Genomic DNA, 13,016 nt, shown 5'->3' with positions numbered 1-13,016 from the left:
TATGATTGAATTAAGCTTGGCTGTATTGCTCGCGTTCAGGTAGCCATCTTTCAATAATTAATTTGGCATTTTCAGGATAGTTCTGCTGAATATGGCGCGCGATACGTTGTACTTCAGGCAGCATATATTGGTCACGTAACAAATCGGCGACTTTAAAATCGACATTCCCCGTTTGCCGAGTACCTAATAACTCCCCGGGGCCTCTAATTTCCAGATCTTTTTGAGCAATAACAAAACCATCATTGCTATCACGCAGTACTTGTAACCGCTGTTTTGCCGTATGGGTCAACGGTGTTTTATAGAGAAGCACACAGTGGGAAGCGACTGCGCCGCGACCAACACGTCCTCTTAATTGGTGCAATTGGGCTAGGCCAAGCCGTTCAGGGTTATCAATGATCATTAAGCTCGCATTTGGAACATCAACACCCACTTCGATAACGGTAGTTGCAACCAGTAGCTGAATCTCATTATTTTTAAATGCCGCCATAATGCTTTGCTTTTCAGCCGGTTTCATGCGTCCATGTACTAATCCCACTTTCAATTCAGGTAGCGCTAATGCTAATTCATCACTCGTCGCTTGTGCCGCTTGTGCTTCTAATACATCGGAGTCATCAATTAAAGTACATACCCAATAGGCTTGGCGCCCTTCATCAATACAAGCTTGCCTGACACGTTCAATAATATCTTTACGCCGTGTATCTGGAATGGCGACTGTCGTTACCGGAGTTCGTCCAGGAGGCAGCTCATCAATGATAGAGGTATCCATATCGGCATAAGCGGTCATCGCCAGTGTGCGAGGGATAGGCGTTGCGGTCATGATAAGTTGGTGAGGATGAAAACCTTGTTGTTCACCTTTTTCACGTAGAGCGAGGCGCTGGTGAACACCGAATCGGTGCTGCTCGTCAATAATGACCAGTCCAAGAGCTTTAAACGTCACATGCTCTTGGAACAGGGCATGTGTACCAACAACCATACTCACTTCACCCTTGGCGATAGCCTCTTGTTGCTGCTCGCGCGCTTTACCTTTTTGTTTCCCTGCAAGCCAGCCCACATTGATGCCTAAAGGCTCAAACCATAATTTGAAGTTATTGGCATGTTGCTCAGCCAAAATCTCGGTGGGAGCCATTAAAGCCACTTGTTTGCCATTTTCAATGGCAGATAATGCAGCGAGAGCCGCGACCAGAGTTTTTCCTGAGCCAACATCACCTTGAATTAAGCGCATCATCGGTGCATCTTTAATCAGATCTTGCTCTATCTCGCCGACAACCCGTGTTTGTGCATGGGTTGGGGTAAACGGTAGGCTTGCCAAAAATTGGCTCTTTAATTGACCTGTGATCACCATTGGTTGAGCATAGAGGCGTTGGTGACCGGCTCGAATGGCTAACATGCTTAAATGGTGTGCGAGCAATTCTTCTAATATCAAACGTTTTTGAGCCGGGTGCTGCCCTTTCTCAAGCTCACTTAATGCCACATCAGGGGGGGGAGTATGCAAAAGGCGGATCGCGTCTGGGAGGCTGATTAAGCCACGACTAAGCTCTTCCGGTAGCAACTCTTTGATCTGCCCCCCTTCTAACAGCTTCAAAGCCTGTTCAATTAACTTTCTCAATGTTGCTTGTCTTACCCCTTCGGTTGTAGGGTAAACGGGCGTTAGGTTTTCTTGCAGTGAGATATTTGAGGTATCTTGGGACACTTTATATTCAGGATGAATAATTTCAGGCCCAGTATTGCCACGACGGACTTCACCATATGCAATAACATGGCGGCCTTCTGCTAAGCTATTTTTCATGGCAGCAGAAAAATTGAAAAAACGTAATGTTAAATTCCCTGTACCATCGGTAATTAAGCAGGTCATCATTCGCTTACGACCAAACACCACTTTTGTTTGGAGCACTTCACCAACGATAGTCGCGGTTGTGCCCGGTAAAAGATCGCGGATTTGGTAAAGGCGAGTATGATCTTCATAACGAAGTGGAAGATGCAGCAATAAATCTTGAACGGTATTTAGGCCTATCTTGCTTAATTTTTCCGATTGGCTAGCCCCTACGCCGTGTAGAGTCGTCAGTGAAATGGTATCAAGCAGCCCACTGTTCATTATTTCTTCCTTAACCTAACTGTCGTTTTTTCATTTTTTCGGTTAACTGCATCTGTGCCCACCAAGACTCTTCAGCCTCTATTTGCCCTTGTGCATTAATATAGGGGCGAGGTAGGCCTTTACGTTTGGCAACCTCTGCAAGGACGGGATAGCCACCTTCAAATAGCCACTGCTGCTGCTCTTGCTCAGAAAGAAGGCTGGTTTCTCGAGAATACATTCCCGCAAGCTGCCGTTGGCGTTGTGCTTCATAGAGGATCAAGGCGGAAGCCACAGAGACATTCAGAGACTGCACCATCCCTACCATTGGAATGATAATGTGCTTATCAGCAAGCTCAAGCGCCTTTGCTGATATCCCTTTTTTCTCTTGTCCCACCATAATACAGGTCGGCTGAGTATAATCAATTTCACGAAAATCGACGGCTTGTTCAGACAAATGGGTGACAAGCACTTGCATGTTTTGTGATTTTAATTGGCTAATAGCAGCCTCTGTTGATGGGTGTGAAATCACATTGACCCAACTGTTACTGCCCGCAGCAGAAGAGACAGAGAGTTTGACTTGTTGGTCAGGCCAAATAGCATGAATGGTATGGATACCAACGGCATCTGCACTACGTACGATCGCTGAAACGTTGTGGGGTTTGTGAACTTCTTCAAGGCATATGGTGAGATCGGGTTGCCGCATCGCCATCATTTGGCAAATGCGGCGATAGCGGCGTTCATTCATCGTTAATTACGGTTCCGGCTAACACGTAACACATCAGGCATGATCCGGATCTTACGCATCACGTTGGCTAATTGAACGCGATTTTTCGTCGTTAGGCGGATAAAGGCACAATAGACTCGGCCATCTTTTTCTTCGGTATTCATGCTCTGAATGCTTGAGTTAGCATCATTAATGGCAGCTGTTAAATTGGCAAGGGCCCCTTGATGGTTAATCATATCGACTTTGATTTCAGCAATAAAATCGGTATCGGTATCATTATCCCACTCTACAGCCATAAATTTGTCAGGCTCTTTTTGATAGCCACGGATGTTACGGCAAGACTCGTGGTGAATAACAAGCCCTTTACCGGGGCTGATATGAGCCACAATGGGGTCGCCTGGGATAGGGCGACAACATTTCGCAAAGGTAATAAGAACGCCATCAGCCCCTTTTATGGAGAGCTTATTGCGTGTCGTCACGACAGGCTCATCTTCAGGTGCAGTCTGTGGATTACTTTGCAAATTACGCGCCACAACAACGCTCATCGCATTACCCAAACCAATTTCAGCAAGTAAGTCATCAATTGAATTGAGCTTCATGCGTGCTAATTCAAGATCGATATTCGCTTGTGGCACATCGTTGAGTTTACAGCCCGCCCCGAGCGCATGATTCAATAGGCGACGGCCCAAATTGATGGAATCTTCTCGTTTAAGGTTCTTTAATAATTGGCGGATTTTCGCGCGCGCTTTTGAGCTGACAACAAAATTGAGCCAAGCTGCATTCGGCCTTGCACCAGGGGCAGTGATAATTTCAACCGTTTGACCACTGGTGAGTGCCTGAGAAAGTGGGTAAGGTTGGCGATCAACCCGAGCACCTACGCAAGCATGACCGATATCCGTGTGGACGGCATAGGCGAAATCGACCGGAGTTGCGCCTGTCGGTAACTCAACAATACGGCCTTCCGGTGTGAACACATAAATTTCATCAGGAAAGAGGTCAGACTTAACACTCTCGATAAATTCAAAAGAGCTTCCCGCACTTTGTTGTAGTTCAAGTAAACTTTGCATCCAGCGTTGAGCACGAACTTGAGCGGTAGTGCCTTGTTCGCCTTGCTCTTTATATGCCCAATGGGCTGCAACCCCCATTTCAGCCATTTGATCCATGTCTTCAGTGCGAATTTGCACTTCAACGGGAACACCATGTGGGCCGATTAATGACGTGTGCAGTGATTGGTAACCATTGGCTTTGGGGATGGCAATATAGTCTTTAATACGACCGGGGCGTGGTTTGTAGAGGTTATGCATCTGCCCGAGGACGCGGTAGCAGGTATCAACATCTTTTACGATCACCCTAAACGCATAAATATCCATAATGGAATGGAAACGCTGCTCTTTAAGGTGCATTTTACGATAAATAGAGTAAAGATGTTTTTCTCGGCCACTGACTAGGCAGGGAATACCCGCTTCAGTAAGGCGGCCATCAATTTCAGAGAGGATTTTTTGGATCATCTCTTTACGGTTGCCACGGGCGGCTTTGACCACTTCTTTAATAACGCGATAACGGTTTGGATATAACGCCTCAAAGCCCAGCTCTTCTAGCTCAGTTTTGATGTGGTGAATACCTAACCGGTGCGCAAGAGGGCTGTAGATTTCCAGCGTTTCTCTTGCAATGCGCCGACGCTTATCAGGCCTAAGCGACCCAAGCGTGCGCATGTTATGAGTGCGGTCTGCCAGTTTTATCAAAATGACGCGAATGTCTTTAACCATCGCCATGATCATTTTGCGGAAGTTTTCTGCTTGAGCTTCTTTTTTGTCGCGGAAGTTGAGTTTATCTAATTTAGACACACCTTCAACAAGCCCCGCAACTATGGTGCCAAATAGCTCTTCTATATCCTGAAATGTCGCTGGAGTATCTTCAATGACATCATGAAGTAGCGCTGCCATTAATGTTTCATGATCCAAACGCATTTGGGCAAGAATACAGGCCACAGCAACGGGATGAGTAATATAAGGCTCACCACTTGAACGGGTTTGTCCTTCATGGGCATCCCGTGCGACAACATAGGCTTTTTTCAGTAATTCAATCTGTTCTTCGGGAAGATACTTCTGAATTACTTGATTTAGGCTCTCAAACAGATACAAGGCAGACCCACCTTAGTAATTAGCGACGACCTTCAGCGATAGCAGAAACTGCTTGCATTTCAGCCGCTTCTTGCTCCTGCTGTTCTTGACGTTCACGTACATCCAGTATGTGACCGTTAATTAAACCTTCTTCTACTTCACGTAGTGCGATAACTGTATATTTATCGTTTTCTTCAGGAACTAAAGGATCTTTACCGCCAGTTTGCAACTGACGAGCTCGACGAGCCGCGACCAGTACAAGGTCAAAGCGGTTACCAATTTTTTCTACAGCGTCTTGAACCGTTACGCGTGCCATAAATGTGCTACTCCAAAAGAAATAAAAAAATGACCTGATATGATACTGAAACTATGCTCAGTCTGCCAGTAATTTGCTGATTAAAGCATCATGTCGCTGGACTTGGCGCTCCAATCTTAAGCGTTCGCTGCGAATAATCGATTGCAAATCGCTCAATGCGGTATTGAAATCATCATTTACAATGAGATAGTCGTACTCATTGTAATGTTCAATTTCGCCAACAGCTTGTGACATGCGTTTCTCAATGACCTCATCGCTGTCTTGGCCACGACCTCGCAAACGGCGATAAAGCTCATCTTTTGATGGCGGTAGTATAAAGATACTACGTGCTTCTGGCATGGCGGCACGAATCTGTTGCGCACCTTGCCAGTCAATATCGAGAAAAACATCAACCCCACTTTTGAGGACTTCTTCAATGATCGGCCGTGAAGTACCATAGTAGTTGCCAAAGACACAGGCATGCTCTAAGAACTCATTATTTTCGACCATTGCCAAAAATTCAGTTTCAGATACAAAGAAATAGTGCTCACCATGAACTTCACCGGGGCGTGCAGCTCTTGTTGTATGAGAGACTGAAACTTGAGTGTCATACAACGGTTGTGTTTTCAACAACGCCTGGATCAGGCTGGACTTACCTGCACCGCTTGGCGCAGAAACAATATATAATGTGCCTTGTATCATGATGGTTTCTTGAATAATCGAGGGTTAAACATAAATGATAATGATAAACCCCACATAGTATACACGGACTTACACCAACATGCAGCGTTATCAATCAAGCATGAAGCATGCTTGTTTCTCTTTAAGCTGCCATATTCTTGATGATATTCATTAACGCGAACGGCAAACGGCAGTGCGCTGATAGCGATTCATTTCTTATTGCATCTCAAATTATCTAGAGTATACAGCGCAATTTATTTAAGAAATAGATGAATTGCGAAGCCGTTCCAGAAAATATTTTTTTATTGATGCAAAGTACACTCTTTTTGCGAAATGTTTTGCAGAAGTATCGAAATTAAGCTGATAGTTTTGGATTATCGCGTCAGGATCGATGTGCAATCTGAAGGGATAACTAAAGGAATAAGGACAGCTTATGCAAAAGGGATTTGTTCAGGAAAAAAGAGGGCGGGCTGCTCAATACGTCTTTGTGGTACTGAGTTTTTACTGTAGCTATGTGTCAGCCGACGCAACACGGCTTTTTTATCCCCACCAATGCTCAACATTGAGTCAGGATGAGTTAAAAAAAGAGAGCCAGAAATTGGGCGAGCAGTTGCAGCAATGGAACCGTCTATACCGTTTATCGGGGAATAGCCCCGTAACAGATGAAACATATGATCAACTGCTGAATACATGGCAACAATGGCAAAAGTGCCAAAATTTGTCTGGGCAATTACCGCCTATCCATTTGCCACCTCATTCGCGCACAGCCAAGCATCCTATTGTGCATACGGGCTTAAAAAAATTAAATGAAGTGGATATTGGAAAATGGATAGATACACGGGAGGAGGTCTGGCTACAACCGAAGGTTGATGGCGTTGCCATTTCGTTGGTTTATCAGCAAGGGAAATTGGTTTCAATGATCAGTCGTGGAAATGGTATTGAGGGGCTTGAATGGCGTGATAAAGCGGATTTTATTCCAGCTATCCCCAAGCAACTACCGACATCACAACCACAGCTTATATTACAAGGAGAGCTATTTTGGCGGCTAAAAGATCATAGGCAACAAGCCAGTGGTGGGGTTAATGCCAGAAATCAAGTTGCAGGGTGGTTAATGCGCAAAAGTAAGCCTGTAACCCCTGAGGCCAATATTGATGTCTTTATTTGGGCATGGCCAGAGGGAGTGGGGAAAGCCGAAGAGCAATGGCGGCAACTGGCAAATTTAGGGTTTCCACTTACTCAGCAATATAGCCATAAAGTCACGACTATGGCACAAGTGAAAAAATGGCAGTCCTATTACTATCAACAGCCGATGCCTTTTGCGACAGACGGTATTGTACTTAAGTCATTTCCAACGCCACGGGTAGCGGCATGGCAAGTGAATCACAACAGTTGGTCTGTAGCTTGGAAGCATCCTTATGCTCGAATCGCCTCAAAAGTGACTGACCTCCATTTTCGCGTGGGGAGAACGGGGGCTGTGAGTGTGGTGGCGGAAATTGAACCTGTTGAACTAGATAGTAAAAAGGTGAGTCGGCTCTATTTAGGCTCATTGAAATCATGGCAGAAAAAGGATCTGCTGGTTGGTGATACTATTCAAGTGGCACTAGCGGGGCATGGTATTCCAAAACTTGAATCGGTAATTTGGCGCCTTCAACAACGCACCTACCCTGACTTATCTCAGTTTAAGCAGTTTCACGCTTTAAGCTGTTTTGTAATGACTCCTCAGTGTGAGCAGCAGTTTGTTGCTCGTTTAAATTGGCTAGGCAAGCAATTGAAGATAAAAGGAATTAGTGAAGCTACTTGGCGTGAATGGGCAGAACATTACCATCTGAATAAGCTGACAACATGGTTATCTCCAAGTTGGCAAACCAGTCTACCCAATACTAAAAAAACCAAGAAAATCATTGAGCAATTTAGGCTGGTGGGGCAGCAACCACTCATGAATTGGCTAAAAGGCTTAGGGATCCCTTTAAAAGATAAACATTTATCATTAATTACAGAATTAAGCCTATTAAATAATACGCTTTTTTTAGAGGGGTTAGGTTTGTCTATCATACAAAAAACAAAGCTTAATCAATGGCTTTCAACACCGGATATCAAAGAGATATTTCAGGTTATTGATGAGATAAGAAACGGGCCATCAATCTAACCGCTTGATGGCCTAAATTGTTAATCTTGGCTTTCGTAGTTAAAAATGGGTAACCCTAAGCGATAACGTATGGCGATGAGCCGTGCGCTTAGTCCCGCGACGAGGGTAATAATAACGACGATGTCTTGTGGTAGTGGGGTATATAAAAGCCCAATATACAGCCATGCAGCAGCAAATGAGACGCCAGCATAAACTTCTTTTTGGAAAACGAGGGGGATGGTGTTACATAGCATGTCACGAAGGACACCGCCAAATACTCCGGTAATTACAGCAGCAATCGCGGCAATCACTGGGCTATAATTCATATCAAGGGCTATTTGGGCACCTAGAATTGAGAATACAATAAGGCCTATCGCATCTAAAATTAGAAACAAACGACGTAAATGTTTCATCATTGGTGCGATCCAAATAGTAACGATAGCGGCACCGGCGACTGTCAAGATATATTCGGGGTTTTGAACCCAACCTAATGGATAGTGCCCAAGTAAGACATCGCGCACAGAGCCTCCGCCAATGGCGGTCGCTGAGGCAATAATAATAACGCCGAAAACATCCATTTTACGGCGACCGGCTGCGAGGGCGCCTGTCATGGCCTCAGCGGTAATACCAATAATATAAAGAACACTTAATAACATAATGATTCTATTCGACACTAAAGTGATTGCTAAAGGGTAATATTACTTATAGAAATTCTCGACTGAGATTTTCTAGTGCCTTACAAAATAGATTAGTTAAAGTAATCCGATAGCCCATATTAAGAGATGTCAAAGGATAACAGATTGAACGGCAAATTACCTTATAAAGAAACTCAAATAACGCACGATAAGCGAAGTCATCAACTTACAAATATTAATGTTTGGACAGCGGATAGCCAATGGATAGCTTATGATGTTCGCCCTAGTCCGAGTTCATTTACTGGGTTGACCATAGAAAAAATTCATATTGAGCGTCAGATGCCATGTGAAATCTATCGCGCTAATCATGGTGCGCATGTGGGTGTTGTGACGGTAAGTGCTGAAGAGCCACCTCGTTATGCCTTTATTCATGGCCCTGAATTTCCTGATGAGCAGTGGCAATACGATTTTCATCATCGCAGAGGCGTATACGTTAGAGATGATAAATTAGGAGAAGCGCATTCAATTGATGCCATGTGTATTACTCCACCTTATCTTGCAGGAGCATTAAGAGGAGGAACACATGTTCATGTCTTTAGTCCCGATGGTAAGTGGTTAAGTTTTACTTATAACGACCATGTTATGCATGAAAGAGATATTCGGTTAGATCAACGTAATGTTGCTATCGCTGTTCCTATCAAAGCAGTCAATGTGGAGCCGAAAGGTCATCAACGTGAGTATAGCGGGGAATATTTCTGCTGTGTTATTTCCCACACAACCCCAGAGCCGATTCTTGGCAGTCATCAAATCAGCCGAGCCTACGAAGAAGGTTGGATTGGGCAAAAAGGGTATTTATCAGATAATGGGCAGTGGCAAAGCAGGGCAATCGCGTTTATTGGTGATACTCACTCGCTTGATGGTGAAATTATTCCTGAAATCTTCATCGTTGACCTGCCCGAGGATGAGAATGCCTTTATGCAACAAGGTGATTTCCCGCTGCAAGGCACGGATTCTCGGCTACCTTTTCCCCCTAAAAATATTCAACAACGTAGGTTGACATTTACCCATGAGCGGCAATATCCAGGGCTGGCGAAACAACCAAGGCACTGGTTACGTTCATCGCCTGATGGCCGTTTTATTGCCTGTTTAATGAAGGATGATAATGGCGTTGTTCAGTTATGGTTAGCCAGTACATCGACAGGAAGCCTTAAGCAAATTACACAGAGTTCCTCATCTATCCAATCTGCCTTTAGTTGGGATAGTCAGGGCAAGCATATTGCCTTTATTTGTGATAACAGCGTGATGCGTTGCAATGTGATTTCAGGTGAATTAGAAAGATTGACGGTGCGAAGTGCAACCGCTCCCGTTGCGGACGCCGTTGTGTTTTCACCTGATGACCGTTTGATTGCTTTTATGCGTGATGACACAAAGGGGTATAGGCAAATTCATATTGTAGAAACAGGCTTAGGATGCTAAATCGCATGCTAGGTAACCACCTAGATAAAGTAAGAGAGAAGAGGTGAAAGTGCCTCTTCTCAATACTCGAAATATAATTAATTAGCTAGTGTTTATAGTGTTAATTAATTATATCTTAGTAATTTATTCGGTGATTTAATCATTATTAAATCGTGTTAATTAGAATAACATTGAAAAAAGTATGCAAATAAAGAGTAAAACAAAGAGTAATTAATTATAAAATTAATACTCATTAACTGAATATGTTACTTGTAACAAATACGCTATTCTAGATTGCTCTCTAAAGAGTCTGGGTGGTTATTTATTTGGGTATTAGCTTGTTTATCGAGTGCTTCAATACGCTTTTTAGGTGAACTCTCTTCAGAGTTACTATCAGATTTCACATAATCTAAGGGAATAAGCAATGTGTCCATTACCGCGGTAAAGGGTAAATCAATCGCTAATAGCGGGCGCATAACCCAGCCAGTATCTTTATCTTTAATCATTTCGATACTGTTTTTAGAGCCGGGGTAATAACCGTCAGAAGGCCCTGCATGAGTCATAATGCTTGAACAGCCTGAAAGTATTAATGGTGTAAAACATATCAATATTCTTTTTAGCAATAGTCCAGCCATATAGTCCATTTAACCTATGTTTTAAATTTATTATCTTTCCCTGTGACAATAATAGCTAAAAATCAAAAATTCACAATCACAGCATAATATGAATTGTTGAATTTGTATTATAAAAATTGATAACTGTCTAAACAAATGATCTATTTTGTTACCAATATTAACCAATATCATTGAATGTTTAATACGTATATGTATTGGCATCAATCGGTGAGCTAATCTCTTTTTCATAAATGACGAACTGTGGACTAATGCACATATTACTTTGTTTTTATTTGACATAATCGATTCAGTTGTACGTTTTATCGTCTTTCACGTTACGCTTTGTAAGTGACTTTTCGTCAAAAGGATAACGGTCTATGAGTGAATTAGCTCTTACTGTGAGTTTGTTGGCGTTAGCTGCTGCACTTGGCTTATGGATAGGTAATTGGAAAATCCGTAATGTTGGCCTTGGGATCGGCGGGGTATTATTTGGCGGTATTATTGTCGGCCATTTCGCACAAAGCTATGGTTTACAACTCAATGGTCACATGCTGCATTTTATTCAGGAATTTGGCTTGATCCTGTTTGTTTATACTATCGGTATTCAAGTGGGGCCAGGTTTCTTCTCATCATTGCGTGTTTCTGGATTAAAACTAAATGGCTTTGCTTTATTAGTTGTTGTATTAGGTGCTGTAGTAACCGCGGTTATCTACAAATTAGCCAATATTCCGTTACCAATTATTTTGGGGATTTTTTCTGGTGCGGTCACGAATACGCCTTCTTTAGGTGCAGGCCAGCAAATACTCACTGACTTAGGCTCGGACCCTGCGCTGGTTGGGCAAATGGGAATGGGATATGCCATGGCTTATCCGATGGGCATATGTGGTATTTTGCTAGTAATGTGGTTGATCCGTATCATTTTTAGGATCAGTGTTGATAAAGAAGCCGCAGCTTTTAGCAGCCAGAATGTGCATCAGCGAGAAACATTGCAAACGATGAATATTGCGGTTCGCAATACCAACTTAGATGGCTTGATGATGCAAGATATTCCTTTATTAGGAAGTGAGGATATTGTTTGCTCAAGATTGAAAAGAGGCGAAATGCTTATGGTGCCTCAGCCTACAACGGAAATTCAATTAGGCGATTTACTGCATGTGGTTGGGCAAAAAGAAGACCTTAATAAAGTCCGTTTAATTCTTGGTGAGGAGGTGGATGCATCATTATCGACATCTGGCTCAATACTTCACTCTGTTCGTGTAGTAGTAACAAATGATTCAGTATTGAGTAAACGTCTACGTGATCTGAACTTAAAACAGAAATATGACGTGGTGGTCACTCGACTAAATCGAGCAGGGATTGAGCTTGTGGCGAATAATAATTCAGTACTGCAATTCGGTGATATTCTCAATATTGTGGGAAGGCCTGAGTCTATTGAAGCCGTTAGCGCATTGCTTGGCAACGCCAAACAAAAACTACAGCAAGTACAAATGCTACCTGTGTTTATTGGTATAGGTCTTGGTGTTGTGTTGGGGTCGATACCTCTTTTTATTCCGGGTTTCCCCGCAGCATTAAAACTTGGGCTGGCAGGTGGACCATTGGTCATCGCACTGATTTTAGGGCGTATAGGCACCATAGGGCGTTTATATTGGTTTATGCCGCCTAGTGCTAACCTTGCATTACGGGAGCTCGGTATTGTGATGTTCCTTGCTGTGGTCGGTTTAAATTCAGGCGGTGGTTTTATTGATACCTTAGTTAAAGGTGATGGGCTAACTTGGATCGGCTACGGTTTATTAATCACCTTTGTTCCGTTATTTATTACTGGTCTTATCGCTCGGATCTTCGGCAAGATGAATTACCTCAGCCTGTGTGGTGTGCTGGCAGGTTCAATGACAGATCCACCAGCACTGGCATTTGCTAACAATATTCATTCAACCAGTGGGGCACCGGCTCTCTCTTATGCAACCGTCTATCCTTTAGCGATGTTTTTACGCATTATTTCACCGCAGCTATTGGCGATTTTATTTTGGACATTGTGACGATAGTTGCTAAAAGTGATGATGGGCGAGAAGGGTATTTAGATATATAGAGGTAAAAATGGTGTTTATTCAAACGATGAATAATCTAAAAAGATGGTTTAATACAGTTGAATGATATTCGTAATGTAATATTTGATTACGGAGTTCTCGCTAATTTTTAGCCCTTTTAATTCATAAAAGGGCTTTTTTTTTATTTTTAGGGTATCAGGTATCTATTAACCGTGTTAGTTAACCAGTCATCCTTGATATACAAGGATGAC

General features: G+C 43.1%; 10 protein-coding genes. 3 read left to right on the top strand and 7 right to left on the bottom strand.

The features are described from left to right. Positions 1-10 precede the first annotated feature (10 nt). Genes recG through gmk form a run of 5 tightly spaced genes read right to left on the bottom strand, consistent with a single transcriptional unit; the run spans position 11 to position 5,912 of the window. Positions 11-2,092: an ATP-dependent DNA helicase RecG gene (gene recG, locus PR675_RS12095; protein WP_040132695.1), complete on the bottom strand. Its 2,082-nt coding sequence runs from the start codon at positions 2,090-2,092 to the stop codon at positions 11-13. 10 nt (positions 2,093-2,102) lie between these two features. Beyond that, positions 2,103-2,816, bottom strand: a complete 714-nt coding sequence (trmH, locus tag PR675_RS12090; protein WP_040132696.1) for a tRNA (guanosine(18)-2'-O)-methyltransferase TrmH — start codon at positions 2,814-2,816, stop codon at positions 2,103-2,105. Positions 2,817-2,818: 2 nt separating this feature from the next. Beyond that, on the bottom strand, positions 2,819-4,936 hold the full coding sequence (gene spoT / locus PR675_RS12085) for a bifunctional GTP diphosphokinase/guanosine-3',5'-bis pyrophosphate 3'-pyrophosphohydrolase (RefSeq protein WP_004923698.1): 2,118 nt from the start codon (positions 4,934-4,936) through the stop codon (positions 2,819-2,821). 19 nt (positions 4,937-4,955) lie between these two features. Continuing rightward, on the bottom strand, positions 4,956-5,231 hold the full coding sequence (rpoZ, locus tag PR675_RS12080) for a DNA-directed RNA polymerase subunit omega (protein ID WP_004262665.1): 276 nt from the start codon (positions 5,229-5,231) through the stop codon (positions 4,956-4,958). A gap of 57 nt (positions 5,232-5,288) precedes the next feature. Next, positions 5,289-5,912: a guanylate kinase gene (gmk, locus tag PR675_RS12075; protein ID WP_004923701.1), complete on the bottom strand. Its 624-nt coding sequence runs from the start codon at positions 5,910-5,912 to the stop codon at positions 5,289-5,291. Positions 5,913-6,324: 412 nt separating this feature from the next. Here gmk and ligB point away from each other — a divergent pair, with 412 nt between their 5' ends. Then, positions 6,325-8,037, top strand: a complete 1,713-nt coding sequence (ligB, locus tag PR675_RS12070; RefSeq protein WP_060561272.1) for an NAD-dependent DNA ligase LigB — start codon at positions 6,325-6,327, stop codon at positions 8,035-8,037. Between the two features lie 20 nt (positions 8,038-8,057). On the opposite strand, the gene PR675_RS12065 is transcribed toward ligB, so the two are convergent. After that, positions 8,058-8,672, bottom strand: coding sequence for a trimeric intracellular cation channel family protein (locus PR675_RS12065; RefSeq protein WP_004923710.1), 615 nt, complete (start codon positions 8,670-8,672; stop codon positions 8,058-8,060). A 126-nt stretch (positions 8,673-8,798) separates the two neighbouring features. Between PR675_RS12065 and PR675_RS12060 the strand changes: the two genes are divergently transcribed. Further along, entirely contained in the window at positions 8,799-10,127 is a 1,329-nt protein-coding gene (locus tag PR675_RS12060; protein WP_060561271.1) for a DUF3748 domain-containing protein, read from the top strand. A gap of 263 nt (positions 10,128-10,390) precedes the next feature. Here PR675_RS12060 and PR675_RS12055 read toward each other — a convergent pair whose 3' ends face one another. Beyond that, complete coding sequence (locus PR675_RS12055) at positions 10,391-10,750, bottom strand: YceK/YidQ family lipoprotein (protein ID WP_004923714.1); 360 nt, start codon at positions 10,748-10,750, stop codon at positions 10,391-10,393. A gap of 347 nt (positions 10,751-11,097) precedes the next feature. On the opposite strand from PR675_RS12055, the gene PR675_RS12050 reads away from it, so the two are divergent. Then, positions 11,098-12,756: a putative transporter gene (locus tag PR675_RS12050; RefSeq protein ID WP_004923717.1), complete on the top strand. Its 1,659-nt coding sequence runs from the start codon at positions 11,098-11,100 to the stop codon at positions 12,754-12,756. Positions 12,757-13,016 lie beyond the last annotated feature (260 nt).

This window comes from Providencia sp. PROV261 (assembly GCF_028477945.1).
Classification (GTDB): Bacteria; Pseudomonadota; Gammaproteobacteria; order Enterobacterales; family Enterobacteriaceae; genus Providencia; species Providencia stuartii.
This window is presented reverse-complemented; position numbering and strand designations above follow the sequence as displayed.